The sequence below is a fragment of the Halomonas sp. LMYGS-3 genome, from assembly GCF_059509875.1.
Window position 1 is genome coordinate 1 of the sequence record NZ_JCAKFQ010000031.1, and the last position, 20,465, is coordinate 20,465.

18 protein-coding genes are annotated in these 20,465 nt (G+C 58.8%); 13 read left to right on the plus strand and 5 right to left on the minus strand.

Going from position 1 to position 20,465, the window contains the following annotated elements; all coding sequences use genetic code 11:
- The coding region (locus AC5W54_RS19720) for an HNH endonuclease (RefSeq protein ID WP_495963805.1) at positions 1 to 797 on the plus strand (797 nt) is incomplete at its 5' end.
- Between the two features lie 6 nt (positions 798 to 803).
- Here the strand turns inward: AC5W54_RS19720 and AC5W54_RS19725 are convergent.
- The 3 genes from AC5W54_RS19725 to AC5W54_RS19735 form a co-directional block, all read right to left on the minus strand.
- Positions 804 to 1,391: a peroxidase-related enzyme gene (locus AC5W54_RS19725; RefSeq protein WP_495963806.1), complete on the minus strand. Its 588-nt coding sequence runs from the start codon at positions 1,389 to 1,391 to the stop codon at positions 804 to 806.
- 93 nt (positions 1,392 to 1,484) lie between these two features.
- The gene (locus AC5W54_RS19730) at positions 1,485 to 3,344 is read right to left on the minus strand and encodes a sensor domain-containing diguanylate cyclase (protein ID WP_495963807.1); all 1,860 of its coding nucleotides are present in this window, start codon (positions 3,342 to 3,344) and stop codon (positions 1,485 to 1,487) included.
- Between the two features lie 201 nt (positions 3,345 to 3,545).
- A complete protein-coding gene (locus AC5W54_RS19735) occupies positions 3,546 to 4,496 on the minus strand; it encodes a LysR family transcriptional regulator (protein WP_495963808.1) in 951 nt (316 codons plus the stop codon).
- 406 nt (positions 4,497 to 4,902) lie between these two features.
- Here AC5W54_RS19735 and AC5W54_RS19740 point away from each other — a divergent pair, with 406 nt between their 5' ends.
- The 9 genes from AC5W54_RS19740 to AC5W54_RS19780 all read left to right on the plus strand — a co-directional run bounded on the left by AC5W54_RS19740 (position 4,903) and on the right by AC5W54_RS19780 (position 14,407).
- A complete protein-coding gene (locus AC5W54_RS19740; RefSeq protein WP_495963809.1) occupies positions 4,903 to 5,937 on the plus strand; it encodes an ABC transporter substrate-binding protein in 1,035 nt (344 codons plus the stop codon).
- Between the two features lie 144 nt (positions 5,938 to 6,081).
- The gene (locus AC5W54_RS19745; protein WP_495963810.1) at positions 6,082 to 6,864 is read left to right on the plus strand and encodes an ABC transporter ATP-binding protein; all 783 of its coding nucleotides are present in this window, start codon (positions 6,082 to 6,084) and stop codon (positions 6,862 to 6,864) included.
- Positions 6,861 to 7,619, plus strand: a complete 759-nt coding sequence (locus tag AC5W54_RS19750; protein WP_495963811.1) for an ABC transporter permease — start codon at positions 6,861 to 6,863, stop codon at positions 7,617 to 7,619. The genes AC5W54_RS19745 and AC5W54_RS19750 overlap by 4 nt, the downstream gene beginning before the upstream one ends.
- Before the next feature lie 59 nt (positions 7,620 to 7,678).
- Positions 7,679 to 8,458, plus strand: coding sequence for an ABC transporter permease (locus AC5W54_RS19755; RefSeq protein WP_495963812.1), 780 nt, complete (start codon positions 7,679 to 7,681; stop codon positions 8,456 to 8,458).
- Between the two features lie 210 nt (positions 8,459 to 8,668).
- A complete protein-coding gene (locus AC5W54_RS19760; protein ID WP_495963813.1) occupies positions 8,669 to 10,126 on the plus strand; it encodes an amidohydrolase family protein in 1,458 nt (485 codons plus the stop codon).
- Positions 10,123 to 10,842: a TSUP family transporter gene (locus tag AC5W54_RS19765; protein WP_495963814.1), complete on the plus strand. Its 720-nt coding sequence runs from the start codon at positions 10,123 to 10,125 to the stop codon at positions 10,840 to 10,842. Before AC5W54_RS19760 ends, AC5W54_RS19765 begins: the two co-directional genes overlap by 4 nt.
- A gap of 823 nt (positions 10,843 to 11,665) precedes the next feature.
- The gene (locus tag AC5W54_RS19770) at positions 11,666 to 12,580 is read left to right on the plus strand and encodes a TRAP transporter substrate-binding protein (protein WP_495963815.1); all 915 of its coding nucleotides are present in this window, start codon (positions 11,666 to 11,668) and stop codon (positions 12,578 to 12,580) included.
- The gene (locus AC5W54_RS19775; protein WP_495963816.1) at positions 12,577 to 13,089 is read left to right on the plus strand and encodes a TRAP transporter small permease; all 513 of its coding nucleotides are present in this window, start codon (positions 12,577 to 12,579) and stop codon (positions 13,087 to 13,089) included. Before AC5W54_RS19770 ends, AC5W54_RS19775 begins: the two co-directional genes overlap by 4 nt.
- A gap of 13 nt (positions 13,090 to 13,102) precedes the next feature.
- Positions 13,103 to 14,407, plus strand: coding sequence for a TRAP transporter large permease (locus tag AC5W54_RS19780; RefSeq protein ID WP_495963817.1), 1,305 nt, complete (start codon positions 13,103 to 13,105; stop codon positions 14,405 to 14,407).
- Between the two features lie 57 nt (positions 14,408 to 14,464).
- On the opposite strand, the gene AC5W54_RS19785 is transcribed toward AC5W54_RS19780, so the two are convergent.
- The gene (locus AC5W54_RS19785; RefSeq protein ID WP_495963818.1) at positions 14,465 to 15,508 is read right to left on the minus strand and encodes a GlxA family transcriptional regulator; all 1,044 of its coding nucleotides are present in this window, start codon (positions 15,506 to 15,508) and stop codon (positions 14,465 to 14,467) included.
- Between the two features lie 423 nt (positions 15,509 to 15,931).
- Here AC5W54_RS19785 and dctP point away from each other — a divergent pair, with 423 nt between their 5' ends.
- From dctP to AC5W54_RS19800, 3 genes are read left to right on the plus strand one after another with little or no spacing between them, the layout of a single operon-like run.
- Positions 15,932 to 16,918 (plus strand): TRAP transporter substrate-binding protein DctP, encoded by a 987-nt coding sequence (gene dctP / locus AC5W54_RS19790; protein WP_495963819.1) that lies wholly within the window; start codon positions 15,932 to 15,934, stop codon positions 16,916 to 16,918.
- Between the two features lie 42 nt (positions 16,919 to 16,960).
- Positions 16,961 to 17,509 carry a TRAP transporter small permease gene (locus tag AC5W54_RS19795; RefSeq protein ID WP_495963820.1) on the plus strand — a complete coding sequence of 183 codons (549 nt, stop codon included), beginning with the start codon at positions 16,961 to 16,963 and terminating at the stop codon, positions 17,507 to 17,509.
- Positions 17,509 to 18,795 carry a TRAP transporter large permease gene (locus AC5W54_RS19800; protein WP_495963821.1) on the plus strand — a complete coding sequence of 429 codons (1,287 nt, stop codon included), beginning with the start codon at positions 17,509 to 17,511 and terminating at the stop codon, positions 18,793 to 18,795. The genes AC5W54_RS19795 and AC5W54_RS19800 overlap by 1 nt, the downstream gene beginning before the upstream one ends.
- A 141-nt stretch (positions 18,796 to 18,936) precedes the next feature.
- Here the strand turns inward: AC5W54_RS19800 and AC5W54_RS19805 are convergent, their stop codons facing one another.
- A complete protein-coding gene (locus AC5W54_RS19805; protein WP_495963822.1) occupies positions 18,937 to 20,436 on the minus strand; it encodes a CoA-acylating methylmalonate-semialdehyde dehydrogenase in 1,500 nt (499 codons plus the stop codon).
- Positions 20,437 to 20,465: the final 29 nt, after the last annotated feature.

Below are 20,465 nucleotides of genomic sequence, written 5' to 3' on the forward strand. Positions count from 1 at the left end.
TCAGCCTGGGCGAACGAGATCTGCTTCATCGGATGGCTCTGTCAGACGGTGGCGGGATGGTCAGATTCTACCCCGCCGGAGCCGAACAGGCAGCTGCGTCGGGATTTGTGCAGCGTTTCCCTAGTGACGAAGGCGGCTTTTGGTACTCTTTCCGCACAGGCGGACTCGACGAACCTGACAACCAGAGACTTATTAATAGCCATGAAAACAAAGACCCAATAATCTATCTTCTTGGCTTATCGCCTGGCCGTTATTTCCCTCTTTGGCCTTGCTTCATCGATGGCATCGACCTACGTTTAGAAAGATGTCACATCAGCATGGAAAACAGCATAGGCAACGATAAAAAAATTGCGGAAGCAACTGCCACCTATCAACCTTACCCAGTCGAAAAGCGGTATATTATTCAAGAGGTCAAAAGTCGAGTCCATCAAGCCGAATTTCGAGCCCGAGCAATGCAGGCTTATTCTAATCGCTGCGCAATGACGGGCCTTCCAGTTCTACAGTTACTCGAGGCTGCTCATATCATCCCAGATAGTCATGAAGCTAGCACGACTGAGATAAGAAATGGAATTTCCCTGAGCCGCCTTCACCATCGCGCCTACGATGCTGGTTTGATTGGAATTGACCCTGACTATCGACTCCACTTGAGAGAGGAGTTAATACTCCCCAAAGGCGGCCTCTTACTGGAGAGCATCAAAAAGTTAAAGGGCCAACGGCTCAAGGTACCTCGGAACCCTCAGAACAAGCCGGATAGAGATTCTTTGGCTATCCGCTACGAACAGTTCCTTAAATGCTAATTCTGCTCACTTCTCCCGCGGCACCCGCCCCATCAGGTAGAACTCCTCGTTGGGCGGGGTGCCGGCGAGGGTGACCAGGCGGTTGGACATACCGAAGAAGGCGGCGATGGCGCCGATGTCCCAGATGTCGTCGAGGGTGAAGCCGGCCTCGAGTAGCCGGGCCTGCCAGTCGTCGGTGAGCTCGCCGACCTCCAGGCCGCTGTGGAAGGCGAAGTCGAGCATCACCCGGTGGCGGTCGCTCAGGTCGGCGACGCGGTGGTTGACGGCGACCTGGTCGGCGAGCAGCGGGTCCTTGCTGTAGATGCGCACCAGGGCGCCGTGGGCGACCACGCAGTAGAGGCAGCGGTTGCGGGCACTGGTGGCCACCACGATCATCTCCTTCTCGGCCTTGGTCAGGGTGTCCGACTCGCGCTCCATCAGGGCGTCGTGGTAGGCGAAGAAGGCGCGGAACTCGGCCGGGCGATGGGCCAGCATCAGGAAGACGTTGGGCACGAAGCCGGCCTTCTCCTGCACCGCCAGCATGGCGTCACGGACATCCTCGGGGAGGTCCTGGATCGACTCGGGGATCGGGAAACGGCTGATGGGGGCGGACATGGCGGCTCCTGGCGTGTTGTGGTGGGGACATTCACGGCTTTCGACAGTTAACGTCAACGTCAATCATTTGTCCACGCACCCGCCCCGCCTCGTTCAGGTACCGGCCACCAGGGAGTGGGCCACGACACGATTGCGATCCCGCCCCTTGGCCGCATACATCGCACGATCCGCCTCGTGGTAGAGGGCCTGGGCATCGGACACCCTCGCGAAATCCTGGCAGGCGACCAGGCCGAAGGACGCCGTGACCACCCCATGACTCGATCCTTCATGAGGAATGGCCAGGTCCTGCAGGGCCCCGCGTAACTGCTCCACCGCCTGGTGGCCGGCCTCCAGCGAATCCGCTTCCAGCAGCAGACCGAACTCCTCGCCGCCCAGGCGGAACAGCCGGTCGCCGGCGCGCCGGAAGTGCGCCTGGAGCAGGGTGGCGACCTGCTCCAGCACTTCGTCGCCCGCCTGGTGGCCGTAGGTGTCGTTGTAGGGCTTGAAGGCATCGATATCCATCACCGCGAACAGCAACGGTCGGCCACTGCGGCGGCGGCGCTGCAGCTCCTCGTCGACCAGTTCCCGGAACTGGCGGCGGTTGAGCAGCCCGGTGAGCGGGTCGGTCCGCGCCATGACCTTGAGCTGCCGGTTGGCCTGCTCCAGCTCCCGGGTTCGCTGCCGCACCTGCTCCTCGAGGCGTTGATTGATCGAGCGCTGCATTTCGTGGGTGGCGCGTTCGGCAGCGAGCTTCTCGTTCTTGAGCTGGTTGATCTTCCAGGCCAGCCCCAGGGCCAGCAGCAGGAACTCGAGCCCCGAGCCCGCCTGGACGGCATACTCGGTAATGACGTTGTAGGGCAGCACCCCGGCCACCCGCAGGAAATAGAGCGAGACGCCGACCAGCAGCACGCTCCACGCCACCAGGAAGATCCTGGCCAGGGTGTCACCGAGCCAGCTACGCCAGGCCACGACACCGAGCAGCAGCGTGGAGAGCACGATGGCCGCGGGAATCATCAGGCGAAAGATCGGCGCATAGTGCCCCAGCAGTGCCGGCAGGGCACTCAACAGGCACAGGCCGGCCAGCCCGTAGAACACGCGGGTCAGCCGGGGAGCATGCCGACGCAAATTGAGGTAGCTGTCGGTGAAGATGGCGAGGGTGATGGTGAACAGGCCGATGTTCAGCGGCACCATCTGGTTGTTGAACGTCGGCAGGGTCGGCCACCAGTACTGGAACGCGAAGCCCCGGGCGGTGAACATCAGCACGAAGAAGGTGCCGAGGTAGGCCACATAGTGCAACAGGGCGCGCTCGCGGGTGGCGACATAGAGCAGCAGGTTGTAGATGAGCAGCGCCAGCAGCGCCCCGAAGTAGATACTGAAGGCCATCAGCTCGCGCTGGGCCTTCTCGAGAAAGCCGGCATCGTCCATCAGGTAGAGGGGCGTGGCGTCATACAGCCCGTCGTGGGTGTCCAGCCGCAGGATCACCCGGCGCACCTCGCCGGGTGGCAGGTCGATCGGTAGCACGAAGGTACGATGCGCCACCGGGCGCGAGTCGAAAGCGCGGCGGTTGCCGGTCTGCCACGCCTGCACCACTTCCCCCCGCTCGTCCACCACCCAGGCATCCAGGTAGTCGTGCAGCGGCATGGCCAGCTCCAGCAGCCGGCGCTTGGGCTCGCTGGAGGCGTTCGCCAGGTCGGCCCGCAGCCACCAGGCCGACGACGAGAAGCTGAAATTGAGGGTGTCCTGTTCGGAGGCCTGCCAGGGCAGCCGGTCGTGGCCGGCGAGCAGCGACTCGATGTCGAGCTCGCGACTGGGGTCCTCGAGCACCGCCACCCGCGGCCCGAGGTTGAGCTCGCCCGGCATCCCGGTGACCTCGATGGCGGCCTGGGCCGGCAGCGCCAGCAGGCAGAGCAGGGCCAGCAGCCAACGTAGCTGGGTGGCCACCGGCGAGAGTGGCGAGACGAGACGACGAGTCAAATGAGCTCCGACATCGTATCCATACGATGCCTGAACTTTACCAGTTTTATCGAGCGGTCAGGCGGACATCGTCAACGCAAGGCACAATCGCGTGCCGCCGGGGAGGCCAGCGGCCCCAGGTCGGTATCCTTCTGGATACCGGATCCCACCTTACATGCGGCGGAAGACGCTTCATCAGCGTCGCCTGGCACACTGCTGCGGCTATTCCGTGAATCCAGGAGACAAATGGTTCGGGCCACGCTCCGTCGAATCCTCGATGTCGGCGATCGCTTGTCGTATCTGCTCCAGGACAACGGTCGTGGCCATGGGGAGGGGGCGGTCGGCGGCCACACAGAGCGAAAGGTCGGACTTGATATGCTTCTTGTCGGCCAGCGCCTTGAACACCAGCTCCCCTCTCTCCAGTTCCCTGGCAATGTCCAGCCGGGTCAGGAAAGCGATGCCCAGGCCCGAGCGGGCCAGTGACTTGATCGACAGGATCCGGTTGCAGTGTGCTATCGGAGCCAGCTCGAGGTCCGTGCTCTCGATGAGTCGCTGCAAGGTGGAGCCGGCGAACATTTCCGAGTCCGGCTGTATGACCGGAAACTCGTTGCAATCACGCAGCCTTACCGATTCCTTGCTTGCCAAGGGGTGCGAGGGCGAAACCACCGCACCGAATGCCAGGGCCACCTTCTCGACGAAGCTCACCTTGCGGGTCAGGGGTGGGTTCATGCAGATACCGAAATCCGCGTCTCCGATCGTGACCTGTTCGAGAATGGTGGATGTGACCCCGGTCATGATGATGAAGCGGATCCTGGGGAAGCGTTGGCTGAAATGGTGCAGCACCATCGGCAAGACCCTGTCGGTCATGGACTCGATGGTTGCAATACGAATCTCTGCGCAACCAGCACCCTTGATATCACTCAGGTACTCCAGAAGTTGCCGTTCATCTCGCTGCCATTGCCGTATCTTGTAGAGAATAATCTCCCCTGCGGGGGAAAGCCTCATTCCCCGAGGAAGCCGCTCGAAGAGTGGTACACCGAGTTCATCCTCGAGCCTCAATATTTGTCGATTGACAGCAGAGGCGGCTACGTGGAGGTGGTCAGCGGCTTTGCGCAGCGAGCCTTGGCGGGCAACTTCTTCGAAATAGCGCAGCGCGGGCAGCAGTAGCGGCATGTTTATGTCTCTTCAGATAGGGCTTGTTTCCTGATTGATCTCGAGAGCCGCTGTTGGCAAGGCAGCTGGTTGCCAGCCTTGAGTATACGACTACGCTTTGTCTGATTGCTGTCGCCCTCTCTGTCACGCAACACATGCCACACAACACCTGCCATGACCTTATACATGGAGAGGTCGACAGCCAGGCATCACTCTGCACGCAGGCGAATCAGGGGACCACACCAGCCGATTACCGTAGCCATATCAGCAACAGTGCGAGCTAAAAATTATGATAGACGAGTACGGTCGGGAAGGCTAGCTTGAGAGTTGTCAACAAAAAAGTGCCACATCCCCATGGATAACTTGGTGCATTATTCCCATCCGACACTGAGTTTGTGCAATAAAATCAATGTCGAAGGTGAACATGATGATAAAGAAACGATTTTCAGCCGTGGCCTCAATTTCTGTGCTCCTTGTCGTGTCGGGCGCAGTTGCCGTCTCCTCCAATAATCTGGCTCACGCACAGAACAAGGAGGTCCGTGTGGCACAGACATGGGTCCCCAATATCGAATATGCCGGACTCTGGCTGGCTATCGAGAAGGGCTACTTCGATGAGGAGGGGCTGAGTGTCGAATATATTCCTGGGGGTCCGAACGCCGCCAGACCCGAGGTCGTGGTTTCCTCCGGAAATGCCGAAATTGGCTATACGAACTGGATTCCCTTTCTCGATGCCGTAGAGCGTGACAACGACTTCGTGATGCTGGCTGCCACACTGCCTATCTCCCCGTTGGGTATCATCTCGCTACCGGATAAACCCATCCTGAATGCCGAGGACATGGTTGGCTCCCGCATCCTGGCCCAGCGCGCCACCGAACGGGAAACTGTGGATGCCACCTTTGCCCTGAATGGGATAGAGGCGGAATGGGAGCCCGTGCCCACCGGCTTCTCTCCCGAACCGCTGCTGGCCGGAGATGGTCATGGCTATACCGCTTTCGAGACCAATCAGGTCATCACCCTCGAGATGATGGGCCTGGTGCGTGACGAGGACTTTCATTTTGTCCGCTTCAACGATCTTGGCTTTATCTCATCCAATGGGGTGCTTTTCACCACGAGAGAGTATCTGGAAGAGGAACGTGAGAGCGTCATCGGCTTCCTGCGCGCCCTGACGCGTGGCTGGATGGAGAATGAACAGGATCCCAGCGCTGCCGTCGAGCTGGCCGTCAATGACTTCGGTGCCGACCTGGGCCTGGACCCCAAGCAGCAGAGAAGGCAGAACGAGATTCAGATCGAGCTCATGCGTCCAGCCGACAACCCGAACCATCTCTTGCTGACCCTTGACAAGGCGGTGATCTCCGGCCCCATGTATGACGCGGCCAGGGCCTCCGGGCGAGAGAACCTGCCCGATGTCGAGCAAATTGTGGATACCACGATCATGCAGGAAGTACACGAGAGCCTCGACTGAGTGGTCGGGGGATATGCCGGCATGCAGTTTTCGGGTGCTCCCATACTCCCAAACATCGAGATGGAGTGATGGTATCACCAGACGACGGATCTCGACGGGCCAGACCTTGTGGCGAGTTCAATACGGTGGAGGCCGAGAAGTCCAATGATATATCTAGGGGATGTCGTCAAGAAATTTCCGAGCGACGGTTCCGGTAACGAGCTGGTGGCACTGGATGGTGTGTCGCTGCATCTCGACGAGAGTGAGTTTGTGGCATTGATCGGCCCATCCGGCTGTGGGAAGAGCACCGTGCTGCGCCTGATGGCGAGCCTGGAAACACCCACATCCGGGAGCGTGAAGATCAACAGTCGCGCCCCGGAAGAGCTCGTCAAGCAACATGCACTGGGTGTGGCATTCCAGGATCATGCGCTGCTGCCCTGGCTCACAGTTTATCAGAATATTGCCTTGCCCTACCGCTTGTCGGGCCAACCGGTGGACAAGGCACGCGTGGAGATGCTGATCGAGCTGGTGCGTTTGTCGGGCTTCGAGAACAGCCGTCCCGGGCAACTCTCGGGGGGCATGCGCCAGCGAGCCGCGATCGCCCGTGCACTGGTACTGAAGCCGCAGGTCCTGTTACTGGATGAACCCTTTGGCGCCCTTGATGCCGTGACACGGCGCCATATGAATATCGAACTACAACGTATCTGGTCCGAACACCAGCATACCACTCTACTTGTGACGCATTCCGTCGAGGAGGCCCTGTTCCTGGCCGATCGGGTCGTAGTCATGAGCGGCAGGCCGGGGAGAATTCTTCGGGAAGTCAGGGTTCCCTTCCCGCGGCCACGAACGCCCGAGGTGATTCGCACGCAAGCCTTCCATGAGCTGGCCAACGAGCTCACCGAATCGCTTATTCCCCAGGAAAGTGTTGCCTCAGAGGCAGGGAGATGAAAATGACGATGGAGCGGCTTCAGTCAATATTCCTGGGCACCATGGGACTGATGCTCCTGCTGGTGGCCTGGGAGATCATTGGCCATTATCAACTTGCCGGCATCACCTGGCCCGCACTGAGCGATGTATTGTCGCTGTTGTTTGATCCTGCTCGTCGAGGCCTGTTCGAGCGTGCCTTGACATCCACACTTGCCTCCGCCTCCCAGGGCTATCTCATTGGTAGCATCATGGGTATGGGGCTTGCAGTCATTGCCCACTTGAGCCTGCCACTCAGGCCTGGCATCGAGCGCTTCTCGGCATTTCTCAACGCCATTCCCCCCATCGCCCTCGGGCCGGTGTTCCTGGTCCTTCTCAGCCGGGATGCCACGCCAGTGGGGATCGCTGCCATCAATGTCTTCTTCATCGTCTTCGTATCGATGAACTCCGGTCTTCGTACCATATCCAGGAGCCACATGGACCTGTTTTCTGTAGTCGGGGCCAGCTCGGCTCAACGGCTGATGAGACTGGAGCTTCCTGCAGCCATTCCCGTTGTCGTCAGCGGACTCAAGCTTGCGGTACCGGTTGCGCTCATCGGCACTATCATCGGTGAATGGTTCGGAGCGACACGCGGCCTGGGAGTCCTGATCGTCAATGCCATGCAGAACTTTCAGATTCCATTGCTGTGGAGTGCGGTCCTGCTCGTTACTTGCTTGTCATTGATGCTTTATCTGGCCCTGTCTGTTCTGGAACGACACGTATACAAGCGCTTTCGCTGATCAATACCCAACAGAAGGGGAATGACATGATAGCGGGTGAACAACTAAAGAGAGCAGAGATGAGTAGATCGACTGCCCTGTGGAGTTGGATATCGGGTCACATCATCAAGGTTCTTGTCGGCTACTGGCCAATTGCCCTGCTTTTCCTTCTCTGGCAAGCATGGGTGATGGCAATGTCCTATAGCTCCATTGTCATGCCGCCTCCTACGGCAGTGATAATGGATATTGTCACGAGCTCCAACATCTATCTTCATCATACCTTTATTACTCTATCCACGGCGCTGTTGGGGCTGGTGGGCGGCATGCTACTGGGGGGCATCCTGGCATCGGTGGCCTGGTCATCGAAAGTGGCATCGGGGCTATTGACGCCAGTCACCGTCATGTTCAGCTCGGTTCCCGTCGTCGCCTTGATCCCCATCATTGCTCGACTACTAGGGTATGATGCTTCGACCGTGATTGCCGTGGCCGTTATCATTACCTTCTTCCCCTCCTTCGTGTTCATGACGGCGGGGCTCAGGGCTCTACCCAGTGGTGCCCATGGGTTGTTCCACGTTCTGGGAGCGTCACGCTGGTCATACTTCCGGCACCTGGCACTACCCTCCGCCATGCCGAGCTTCGCCGTCGCACTGAGGCTGGCATCTGCACAGGCCATACTGGCCGCCATGGTGGCCGAGTTCCTGATGGGAACCTCCGGCCTCGGCTACCTGTTCGCCATCACACTGGCCGATTTCAGCACCGAGCGGGCCTTCGCGGCGAGTCTGGTCACCACCTTCGTTTCATTGGCGCTCTTCCTGATAGCTTCACGGATCGAAGTTCGCATCAAGGAACGGTTTTCTTGATGGCCTTTCGGAAACTGTTCGGCCGGTTACAGATTTCATTTTACAAGCAGGATACCAAATACTCGACAAAGTATTGTTCTAATTCTTCCGATCTGTTTTCAGGTTAACATTGTGAAGCTGGCAAACCCTTTCGCTCGAAAGGTTACGGCATGACGCTTTCAAGGAGTATCAGGCATGAGAAGAGGTGACGTTCGGCGCCCCAGGAAAGGTATGGAGATACAGCCTTCATCATTTGCGGACGACACCCTGCTGCTGGCACCCGAAGAAGTCCTGCTTCCGGGGGGCATTTCGAGAGACCAGGCGGTACTGGTGTCGAATGGGCGATTTACGGAGGTCGACGCCCTGGATTCCCTGTGTGAGCAATACCCTGACCTCAAACCAGTCTCAATGCCCGGCTACCTGATGATGCCCGGCTTTGTCGATACTCATCATCATCTGTCACAGTCCATGGGCAAATCCCTGGTGTTCGGAGAGCCCTCCGAGATATACAAGCGGATATGGGTTCCGCTGGAAGCCAACCTCGACTCATCGGTCTTGTACTTGTCTGCCAAGTTGGCTTCCCTTGAAGCCCTGCGCGGCGGCTTCACCAGCGTGGTCGATGCGGGTTGTCGTTCCTCACAGGATTGCGGGGTCATCGCTGACGCTGCGCAGCATACCGGCCTGCGCTGTGTGCTCGGGCTGATCTGCAATGATCTGTCCGGAGCCGCCAACGTTGCCGACCTCGAAAACATTCAAGCCGTTGCAGAACAGCATCTGAGCCGTTGGCAAGGGCACGACCTGATCAAGGCGTCCCTGGCGGTTTCAATTCCGGAAGTGGCTAGTGATGCCATGCTGCATTATGTCTCGGCGATATGTGCCGAAGCCGGTACGATCTTTCAGACACATGCCAACGAACACCTGCAGGCGGTGGAGCGCTCCCTGGTGGCACGAGGCGAGCGACCCATCGAGCATCTGGCATCGGTCGGTGCCCTCGGCCCACAGGCGTTACTTGCCCATGCGTCGCTGGTGACGCCCAGAGAGCTGAACCTCCTGCGGGATAGCGATACCGCCGTGGCCTATAACCCCGTCGCCAGTGTCTGGAAAGGCAATGCCGTGGCCCCCGCCCTGCAGATGTCGGAACTCGGCATTCGCTTCGGCCTGGGGACGGACGGGACGCGTAGTGACGCCTTTCGCCTCCTGGATGCAGCGGAAAGCAGCCAACGGCTGGCATTTGGGTTGGCCATCGGCGACTCATCCTGCGGTGGTGGCTGGTTGTGGCTGGAGCACGCCACGCGAGGCGCAGCCGATGTTGCCGGGCTGAGTGACGTGACCGGTGCGATCGCTCCAGGCCTGGCGGCCGACTTCCTGCTGGTTGACATCGATGTGCCGGAAATGACCCCCAGTTGGGACCGCCAGTGGGAACTGGTGCGCTATGCCGGCCGTGAGCAGATCAAGGCCGTCTTCACCAATGGTCGACTTCGCCTCTGGGAAGGGTGGCCACTGGACTGGGATGGCCCGGCGCTGGTCAACAAGGTTCGCGAAGCGGCCACGCGGGCCGTGGCTAGGGCTCCCATCTCCCGGGTTCACCCCACCTCGGCCGAGCATCGGGAACGGCGGGAACAGCATGGGGCTGTCCCCCGTGACGGTGCCGACGGCACCTTGCTGCCCCAGGAGCTGCACTGGTCATGAATGAAGGGGATATCCTTGCCTTCATTGTGATCGCCCTGGCCACCTGCGCCGCCGCCTTCATCCAGGGGGTGGTGGGCATCGGCTTTGCCCTGATTGTCGCGCCGGTCATGGGGCTGTTCAGGCCCGACCTGCTGCCCGTCGCGCTGCTGCTGTTGATGCTGCCCCTGAATCTCTATGTCGCCGGGCGGGAGCGTACCGACATTGACTGGAAAGGTGTGGGCTATGTGAGCCTCGGCCGGCTGCCGGGGACGCTGCTGGGCCTCTTGATCCTGTCGCTGGTCTCGTCCCAGGGCCTGAATCAGCTTGTCGGCGGCTTCACCGTGCTGGCGGTGCTGGGTGCTTTCTTCTTGCCCCCCTTCCAGCCCAGAAAGGGAGTGTGCGGGTCCGCCGGAGCGGTAACGGGAATCAGCGAGACCGCCACCGGCGTGGGCGGCCCCCCCCTGGCACTGCTCTATCAACACAAGCCAGGCCCGGTGCTGCGCTCCACGGTCGCAACCTGCTTCCTGATCGGCGAGGTACTGTCGTTGGTACTGCTGGTCTTTACGGGGTACTTTTATGCCCATCAGCTGTTATGGGTTGCCACCCTCTTGCCCGCCCTTGTGATCGGTGGACTGACCAGCCGTTACCTGCACTACCGCCTCGACAGGGGCGTAATGCGCATGGGGGTGTTGATCTTTTCACTGGCTTCAGGCGTCTATTTGCTGCTGTTCAAGTGATCCGGGAACGTCATGAGTCGGACAGATGCCGGCAGCTCCTGGAGCCGATCATCGTGCCTCCCGATACAAGGCCCCGCCCCTCTCGAGGCGAGGCCGCGTTTCACGCTCTTGCCGGTATCAGTGCAGCGAGATGGTGCTGTTGATGCCGCTGGAGACGTTCTCCGGCTCGAACCAGCGGGCGGTGACGGTCTTGGTCTGGGTCCAGAACTGGATCGCCTGCTTGCCGTTGGGGCAGGTTACCGAGCACTACCCTATCAGGTAGAACTCCTCCTTGGGCGGGGTATCGGCGAGGGTGACCAGGCGGTTGGACATGCCGAAGAAGTCGGCGCGGCGCCGATGTCCCAGATGTCGTCGAGGGTGAAGCCGACCGCAAACAGCGCTCCTGCCATTCGTCGGAGAACTCGCCCATCGTCAGTCCCGAGAGGAAGGCGAAGTTGAGTATCACCCGATGGCGCTCGCTGAGCGGTGCAACCCGGTGGTTGACGGCAACCTTGTCGGCGAGCAGTGGGGCCTTGCTGTGATGGGACAATATCAGCGCCGACGGACGCACCCCAGCCACCAAGCTTGTTGAGGCCCTGCCTATCACGACTTTTCCTGGACCTGACACCACACCGTCGCAAACAGCGCCCGAGAGGTCGCAAATGGGCTGCGCAGACGAAGAGAAATAAGGGACTGTTAAAAAACTAACAATGACCGGAGTCTCTCGATGACCGTTTCATCCCCCGTCTCAGCGATCCGCCACACACGTTCCCGACTTTCACTATCTGGACTCGGTCTCGCCATGTGCCTTGGGATCACCACCTCCGCCCAAGCGGACACGCGCTTGGATTTTTCCAACGAATACAACGCCAATTCGATCCATGCCCAAGGCGATGCCCATTTCATCGAACAGGTCAGGGAACTCACCGATGGCGAGGTCGACATCACGTTGCATACCGGTGGCGCCTTGGGCTTCAAGTCAGGCGACCACTTCTATGCCGTAGCCGACAATGCCGTGCAGATCGCCGATACCCTTTCGGGCACCATGAGCGGCATTGACCCCATCTTCCTGCTCTCCTCGCTTCCGTTCCTGGTCGATGGAGTCGACGAAGCTCGCCAACTGTACGAGATCGCACGCCCCTACTACGACGAAGTGTTCGAAGACAACGACCAGGTCCTGCTCTATGCCTCGCCCTGGCCGGCCAGCGGCATCTGGTCACGTGAAGCCGTCACCTCTAGCGAAAACCTGCAAAACTTGAAGATCCGCACTTTCGACCGCAGCGGCACCGAAACCCTGCGCAATGCCGGGGCAGCTCCAGTCAGCCTGTCTTGGGCCGATGTGGTTCCGCAACTGGCCACCGGTGGCATCAACGCCGTACTCACTTCCGCCGAGGCCGGCGCCAATGCCAGCTTCTGGGAGCACCAACAGCACTTCAGCGGCATTCAATACGCCATACCGCTTAACATGGTGCACATGAATCGCAAAGCCTTCGAGTCACTTTCGGAGGATCAGCAAGAAGCCCTGCTCGAAGCCGCTCGCCGCACAGATGAACACAACTGGCAGGCAGTACGCGAACGCACCCAAAGCAACTACGCCACTCTCGACGAGCAAGGGGTAACGGTCCACGACCCCATCTCCACGGATTTCCAGCAGTCGCTGGCGGATGCCGCGAGCCCGGTTGTCAGTGGCTGGCAGAACACCATGGGCAAGCGTGGTCAGGTGATTCTCGATGCCTTCCATAACGGGCAAACCCCATGATCGGTTTGTTAGCCACCCTATCGCGAGGCTTGAACCGCCTCGCGGCAGGGGTCGCGATTCTGCTGATCCTGTACATGTTCGGGCATATCATTCTCGAGATCGTGCTGCGACTGTTCGGTCACTCGACATTCATCCTCGATGAATACATCGGGTACGCCGTTGCCGCCATGACTTTTCTTGGCCTGCCCTATGTCCTGGAGAAAGGTGGGCTGATTCGAGTCGCGCTGGTCCTCGACCGGCTGCCCAAGAAATGGCACTGGCCCCTGGAGTTGCTGATCGCCGCGACTAGCTTCGCGGCGTTCGCCTGGCTGTCACTATTCTGGTGGCACAACGTAGCTCGCAGCTTTCAGCGCGGTATCACTAGCGACACACTGTCCGAAACGCCGTTATGGATCCCCGAGGGCATTGTCCTGCTAGGCCTTTGGCTGCTGTGCTTCACGCTGGCGGTCCGTAGCCTGAGACTTGTAACCGAGCGGTCGCGCCATACCCACCCGACACAACAAGACTGAGGAATTACCGACAATGGACATGGTATGGATCGCCGTTGGCGTGGCAGCATTGTTGATAACGGTGCTGGCCATGGGTACATGGGTCTTCGCAGCCTTGGTGATTGCCGCCATGAGCTCGCTGTGGTGGCTGGGAGATTTCGACCTCGACCGTATTGGACTGATTTTCTCACGGATTCTCTACCGCGCTGGCAACAGTTGGGAGCTTTCCGCAATTCCGCTCTTCATCCTGATGGGTGAGCTGATTTTCCGCTCCAACGTCTCCGAACGACTGTTCAAGGGACTGACACCACTCACACGCCCTTTCCCCGGTGGTGTGCTGCACACCAACGTGTTCGGCTGCGCGCTGTTTGCTGCCGTCAGTGGATCCAGCGCTGCTACCACAGCCACCATCGGCAAGATCACCACTCGGGAACTCGCCAGCCGTGGCTACGACCGCAACCTGTCGATAGGCTCTTTGGCCGGAGCAGGTAGCCTGGGGCTGTTGATTCCCCCCTCCATCGTGATGATCGTCTATGGCGTCCAGGCAGAAGTCTCGATCAGCAAACTGTTCATGGCCGGTGTAATCCCGGGCCTGCTGATCGCCCTTCTGTATAGCGGTTTCATCATGCTGCGCAGTATACTGCAGCCCCAACTCTCTCCCCGGCAGTCGGGGGGAGAGATCGGAATCTGGCAGGCCCTGACGTTGTTGACCCCAGTGGTAGCCCTGATCACTATCGTCATAGGCTCGATCTATTCAGGAATTGCCACGCCATCGGAAGCCGCCGCAGTTGGCGTAGCCGCCACTCTGGGCCTACTCGCCCTGGAACGCCAACTCACCCTGTCTCTGCTGTTCGACGCCCTCAAAGGTACCCTAGTCAGCGCCACCATGGTCTGCAGCCTGCTGGTCACCGCCATGCTGCTCTCCACGGCCATGGGCTACCTGCACTTACCCAGGGAGTTGGCTGCCTGGATCGCCGCTCAACAGTTCACGCCCATGGTCTTGCTCATGGCATTGGCAATCTTCTACATTGTTCTGGGACTGTTTCTCGATGGCATCTCGATCACCGTGATGAGCCTGCCCATTACCCTGCCCATCGTCATCCTGGCAGGCTTCGACCCACTGTGGTTCGGTGTCTTCCTGGTGATCATGGTGGAGCTCGGGCAGATAACTCCACCCGTCGGCTTCAACCTGTTCGTGCTCCAGGGGATGACAGGCGAGAGCATTGGCAGAGTCGCTTGGGCTTCGGCGCCCTTCTTCCTACTGATGTGCCTGGCCGCAGCGTTGATCAGCGTATGGCCAAGTATTGCCCTGTGGCTACCCACACTGCTTGCCGGCTGAAAGCGGACCACCATTGCGCGGTTAGCCGCGCGATGGTCTTCTCTCCCAATAGCCCGCCTACGTCTTGTCAATTTCCTGAAATGTCTTGCGGAAACGCCCAGCAGAGATATCGAACAGCTGGTGAAAACAGCGACGAAAGTGAGAAATACTGACAAAGCCGGTGGCAACCGCGACTTCGGCAATGGGCTTATTGGTTTGCTGGAGTAACTGTCGAGCATGGGTCAGGCGCAACTCCAGGTAGTACCGAGAAGGACTGGCACTGACATGGTGACAGAATAGGCGCTCTAGTTGACGCCTGGAAATCCCTACACATTCGGCGACTTCCGCGATGGAAAATGGCTCCTCGATATTGTTTCGCATCAATTGCAGCGCAGTCTTCAAGGGTTCCGGCAAGGTGGGATTTCGATCGACACTGAAGACCGAGACGTCGATGACTTCCGCCATCTTGTCACAGCTCAACACCTCCTCGATGGCGATGGCGAACTCCTTGCCGCAATCGTTCCTGACCACTTCGAGCATCATGTTCAAGGAACTGCTTGCACCAGCACAGCTAACGCGATCCCGGTCAAGCACATAGCTATTGTTGGAGATCACCACATTCGGAAAATCTTCCATCATCATCGCCCGACCATCCGGATGATAGGCGCACTCGTAGCCATCGAGTAACCCAGCCTCGGCAAGGAAGTAAGCACCGTTCCATAAACCGCCGAGCACCACTCCAGCATTATTCGCGATTCTCAGCTTGGTACGCATGTCGGGATTGGCACGCGGTTGCACGCGGAAACCGCCACACAGGATGAGGATATCCAACTGACGCTCGTCAAGCTGGGACAACTGGCAATCGACTGAAATATCGATGCCAAGATCGGAAAGCACCGTATCGCTTCCATTGCCAACCACCAATACTTCATAGACAGTGGTCGGGCGCATCAGATTGGCAGTCACAAGAGCATCGACAGCTCCAGTAAAGGCCATCATAGAGAAGTTCTCCAACAGCAGGAAAGCAACACGCTTCACTTGGGAAGCTGGCTGCAAATTAGCTCCAGTTTCGAGGAACGCCATATTCTTGTTCTTTAACAAACTCGAAAAATTATCCCCCATCACTACCTCTTTTTTCATATAAAGGAGAGATTTATATCCAAGGCCATAGTCAATCGAATTTTAAATATTATTGAGAATCATTGACCAGATCCGCTGCGTGACTTTCCATCATGCTCCAGCTCCCACACCCGATCAAGTAACCACCTCCTTTCCTTCACTGCCCTTTCGTACCAGGACCAGCCCATCCCTCTGCAATAAGGGCATCAGTCATCATAAATTATAATATACTAATTAAAAACATATTACATCAATAATTACTAAAATAATGACATGCCAGCTTCACTCGCAATGTCGCTAGTCGGCACTCCGATGTCGCAAACAGCCCCCTGCGATGGAAGGCTCTACCTCAAGATGAAGAAACCCACCTTCGCTCAGAGAGGCATCAAATGAAAAATTACAATAGCAAAAAAACTGGCGTCCAACATGATCATGGTTGGCTTGATGACAGCGGCAGGAAGTGTGAATGCAGATGCCATCACCCTGAAATTCCATAGTGGACTCTCGCAATCCAGGCCCGAAGCCGAGCATCTCGAAAGATTCGCCAATCTGGTCGACGAAAAATCAGGTGGAGATTTGAAGATCGAAGTTTACCATGCTGGCGCTCTTGGACTGAAAGAAGCCGATATACTTCGTACTCTGCAACGTGGCATGGTAGATATGGCGCTGTTATATGGCGAATACTACACACGTGACGCACCCGCCCTAGCATCGGTTTATGCCCAAGGAGCGATTACCGAAGCGGAACAGCACCTCGACATCCTCCCCGTCATCAAGGAAATGTACGACGACGGCTTTTCAAAGTGGAATATTCATACAGTTGGCGGCGTAGTGGCTCCTATCTTCGATGTTGGCCTGCACTGTAAAGAGCCAGTCAACTCCCTTGATGATCTGCAAGGAAAGAAGGTACGCGTCTGGTCACGACATTTGGTTGATACCTTCGATACACTCGGCATCTCCGCACAAGTGATTCCCCAGAATGACATGTATATGGCACTACAGACGGGGGTCGTGGATTGCGCCTACTATCTCTCCACGGTAGCCAAAACCGTCTCGCTGCAGGAAGTCACGGAATATGAGTCATACCTGCATCCCTGGGCCGCTGCACCGTGGATATTCGGCATCAGTGAAAGGGCCTTGGGAAGGCTCGATGACAACCAGCGGCAGGCCCTCGAGGAAGCGGGACAAGAGATATGGCAAGTGACACGCGAGCTCGCCGTCGATCCCGAGCGTGAGACATTGGCACGGGAGGAGCGCGAATCGCTAGGTATTACCGTCCTGCCACAATTCTCCGAAGCGGACGTCGACACCTTCGTCACAGCGGCCTGGAGCACCTGGAAGACCATGGCCGAAAACGCCGGGGACGACGGAATACGTTATTACAACACCGTCACCCAGGCACTGTCCGAATAAAAACCCGGGACTTCCCGAATCGCAATATGAAAGGAGTCGGCAATGATGGCCGACTCCTTCCTCTCTTGTGGGTGGGCAATATCAATGATGCAAAAAGTCAATCTCCTGATCGAGAGAACGACATACGGATCCTTCATTCTCGGCGTGATCGGTGGTGTGATCATGACGGGACTCATTTTCGTCAGTACGCTCATGCGCTATCTCGGTGGCCGCCCCTTGCGGTTTTCCGATGAACTGGCCGGCCTGCTCTTCCTGTCGCTGACTTTCTTGTGCCTGCCTTATGTACTAGACAAGGGTCGCCATATCCGCATCGAAATCCTCATCAACCTGGTACCTGCCTCGATGGCACGGATCATGGATCTTGTCGGCACCATGACGCTGATCGTGTTCTGCGTAATCTTTGCTTATGAAGCCTGGGATTTCATGGAATTCTCGTACACCATCAACTCACGGGCTGACATCAGCGGCATCCTTTTGTGGCCGTGGATGGCAATCATGCCATTCTCCATGCTGCTTTGCTTACTGGTGCAACTACGGCATGGAATACGTCAACCAATCGCAGAAAAATCACCGACTGAGGATGCAATCTGATGAGCTGGCTACTTCTCAGCGGAAGTCTGATCGTTTTTCTATCGAGTGGAGCAATCCTAGGCGCGGCCCTTGGTCTCACCGGGATGTTCCTGCTCTATTTTCAGGCTAACGGCGCTACACCGCTCGCCATCAACGCCACATGGAACATGCTCACCGACTTCACGCTCAGCGCCGTGCCGCTGTTCATCTTCCTCGGTGAGATTCTCCTGGCCAGTGGTGTGTCCAAGAGGGTCTACAACGGCCTGACACCGCTTTTCGCACGAATTCCTGGGCAACTACTGCATACCAATATTGCCGTATGCACTCTCTTCGGTGCTGTCAGCGGTTCCAGTACCTCCACCGCGGCGGCGATAGGTTCGGTAGGCTACCCTGAGCTCAAGGGGCGCGGTTACAAACCCAGTGTGGTGGTGGGCACCCTGGCCGCCGGAGGTACGCTGGGACTGCTCATTCCTCCCAGCCTGGCGCTTATCATCTACGGCGCCACCCAGAATGTGTCTATCGGTAAGCTCTTCATAGCTGGCATGCTGCCAGGGCTGCTGATCGCTGCCGCGTTCTCGCTATGGATCATGATCCGCTCCAACATCGGCGAGGCAGTGACTCCGACGTCAAAAGACAAAATCATCTGGGCTGACATTCGCCATGGGATATTGGAGATCTGGCCGCTTCCGATCCTCATCTTTTTCGTACTCGGCACCATCTACCTAGGCATTGCCACCCCCACAGAGTCCGCTGCACTTGGCGTGGTCGCCAGTATCGTGCTCGGGATGACATGGGGAGACCTGACGCTGCAACGACTTTGGCAAGCCTTCAAGCACGCTTCACTGATGTTCGCAGCTATCGGCATGATCCTGATAGGCACGGTGATTCTCTCGCAAGCCGTCAGCCTGCTGGGCATCCCGCGTGCTGCTGTCGATGCGATCGGGGGCTTCGGCCTGGGGCCCTACGGCATCCTGCTGATGATCGTCATCGTCTATATCGTGCTCGGGTGCTTCTTCGACGGCATTTCGCTATTGCTGATGACACTGCCCATCACCTTCCCGATGATAACTAGCCTGGGCTTCGATCCCATCTGGTTCGGCATCATCGTCACACTGCTGATCGAGATCGGCATGATTACGCCCCCCGTAGGGCTCAACCTCTTCGTGCTATCGTCAATCTCGAATAACGATGTCGACCTGACCGCTGCAGCGAAGGCATCCTTCCCTTACTGGATGATTCTGCTAGGGGCGGTAGGACTTTTCACAGCCTTCCCAGGCATCATCCTATGGATAACTGATTGGGTATAATCCATTTATCAGCGTATTAACAACAAGGGGAACCGCATACTGACTGATAGTCAGTCGGCCATCGGCCGGCCGAGTTCATTTCGGACATATCGCGGCCCCGCCTCTCTCGAGACGGGGCCGCGTTTCACGCTCTTGCCGGTATCAGTGCAGCGAGATGGTGCTGTTGATGCCGCTGGAGACGTTCTCCGGCTCGAACCAGCGGGCGGTGACGGTCTTGGTCTGGGTCCAGAACTGGATCGCCTGCTTGCCGTTGGGGCCCAGGTCACCGAGCTTGGAGCCGCGCGAGCCGGTGAAGCTGAAGTAGGCCACCGGCACCGGGATCGGCACGTTGATGCCGACCTGGCCGACGTCGATGTCGGTCTCGAAGCGGCGCGCCACCCAGCCGGAGTTGGTGAAGATCGAGGTGCCGTTGCCGTTGGGGTTGGCATTGATGAACTCGATCGCCTCGTCCAGGGTGTCGGCGCTGACCACGCACAGCACCGGGCCGAAGATCTCCTCGCGATAGATGGTCATCTCCGGCTTGACGTCGGCGAACACGGTCGCGCCGACGAAGTTGCCGTCCGGGTAGCCTTCCACCTGACAACCGCGTCCGTCGAGCGCCAGGGTGGCGCCCTCCTGCTCGCCGATACCGATCAGGCGCTCCACGCGCTCCTTCGCCGCCGGTGAGACCAGCGGGCCGAGGTCGGCGTCGCGCTGGGTGCCCGGGCCTACCTTCATGTTGCGGGCCCCCTCGACGATGTCCTCGAGCCAGGCCTGAGCCTCGCCCACCAGCACCACCACGGAGTTGGCCATACAGCGCTGGCCGGCGGCGCCGAAGGCGGAGCCCAGCAGGTTGTTGATGGCCTGGCTGCGGTTGGCGTCGGGCATGACCACGCAGTGGTTCTTGGCGCCCATCATCGACTGCATGCGCTTTCCGGCCTCGCTGGCACGGCGGTAGAGCTGGGTACCCACGTGAGTGGAGCCGATGAAGGAGAGCGCCTTGATGTCCGGGTGGTCGGCGATCTGGTTGGCCACGTCGGGGCCGCCGTGCACCACGTTGAGCACCCCGTCCGGCACGCCCGCCTCGTGGGCCAGCTCGACCAGACGCATGGTGGAGCTCGGGTCCTGCTCGGAGGGCTTGAGCACGAAGGTGTTGCCGGTGGCGATCGCCAGCGGGAACATGAAGCAGGGCAGCATGACCGGGAAGTTGAAGGCGGTGATGCCGGCGCCCACGCCCAGCGGCTGGTTGAGGGTGTAGACGTCCACCTCGTTGGCGGCGTTCTCGGCCAGCTCGCCGAGCTGCAGGGAAGTGATCGAGCAGGCGTGCTCCACCACTTCCAGGCCACGCCCCACCTCGCCTGCCGCATCGGGCAGGGTCTTGCCGTGCTCCTCGGTGATCAGGGCGGCCAGCTCCTCGGTGTGCTCGCGGATCAGCGCCTGGAACCTGAGCATGATGCGCTGGCGCTTGGCCAGGGGGGTCTTGCGCCACGCCTTGAAGGCCGCCTTGGCGCTGGCCACGGCGCGGTCGACCTCCTCGGCGGTGCAGAACGGCACCCGGGCGACTACCTCCTGGGTAGCGGGGTTGACCACGTCGCGCCACTCCTGGCTCTGGGACGGGACGGCCTGACCGTCGATATACATGGGAATCTCGCGAACGGACATGGTGGCGTGCTCCTCTCTCGTTGTCTGGT

Excerpts from the sequence above, each read along its gene's own strand:
- AC5W54_RS19725 (WP_495963806.1), bottom strand. The coding sequence starts at position 1,391 with ATGTCCGCCCCCATCAGCCGTTTCCCGATCCCCGAGTCGATCCAGGAC.
- AC5W54_RS19735 (WP_495963808.1), bottom strand. The coding sequence starts at position 4,496 with ATGCCGCTACTGCTGCCCGCGCTGCGCTATTTCGAAGAAGTTGCCCGC.
- AC5W54_RS19740 (WP_495963809.1), top strand. The coding sequence starts at position 4,903 with ATGATAAAGAAACGATTTTCAGCCGTGGCCTCAATTTCTGTGCTCCTT.
- AC5W54_RS19745 (WP_495963810.1), top strand. The coding sequence starts at position 6,082 with ATGATATATCTAGGGGATGTCGTCAAGAAATTTCCGAGCGACGGTTCC.
- AC5W54_RS19750 (WP_495963811.1), top strand. The coding sequence starts at position 6,861 with ATGAAAATGACGATGGAGCGGCTTCAGTCAATATTCCTGGGCACCATG.
- AC5W54_RS19755 (WP_495963812.1), top strand. The coding sequence starts at position 7,679 with ATGAGTAGATCGACTGCCCTGTGGAGTTGGATATCGGGTCACATCATC.
- AC5W54_RS19760 (WP_495963813.1), top strand. The coding sequence starts at position 8,669 with ATGGAGATACAGCCTTCATCATTTGCGGACGACACCCTGCTGCTGGCA.
- AC5W54_RS19765 (WP_495963814.1), top strand. The coding sequence starts at position 10,123 with ATGAATGAAGGGGATATCCTTGCCTTCATTGTGATCGCCCTGGCCACC.
- AC5W54_RS19775 (WP_495963816.1), top strand. The coding sequence starts at position 12,577 with ATGATCGGTTTGTTAGCCACCCTATCGCGAGGCTTGAACCGCCTCGCG.
- AC5W54_RS19780 (WP_495963817.1), top strand. The coding sequence starts at position 13,103 with ATGGACATGGTATGGATCGCCGTTGGCGTGGCAGCATTGTTGATAACG.
- AC5W54_RS19785 (WP_495963818.1), bottom strand. The coding sequence starts at position 15,508 with ATGGGGGATAATTTTTCGAGTTTGTTAAAGAACAAGAATATGGCGTTC.
- dctP (WP_495963819.1), top strand. The coding sequence starts at position 15,932 with ATGATCATGGTTGGCTTGATGACAGCGGCAGGAAGTGTGAATGCAGAT.
- AC5W54_RS19795 (WP_495963820.1), top strand. The coding sequence starts at position 16,961 with ATGATGGCCGACTCCTTCCTCTCTTGTGGGTGGGCAATATCAATGATG.
- AC5W54_RS19800 (WP_495963821.1), top strand. The coding sequence starts at position 17,509 with ATGAGCTGGCTACTTCTCAGCGGAAGTCTGATCGTTTTTCTATCGAGT.
- AC5W54_RS19805 (WP_495963822.1), bottom strand. The coding sequence starts at position 20,436 with ATGTCCGTTCGCGAGATTCCCATGTATATCGACGGTCAGGCCGTCCCG.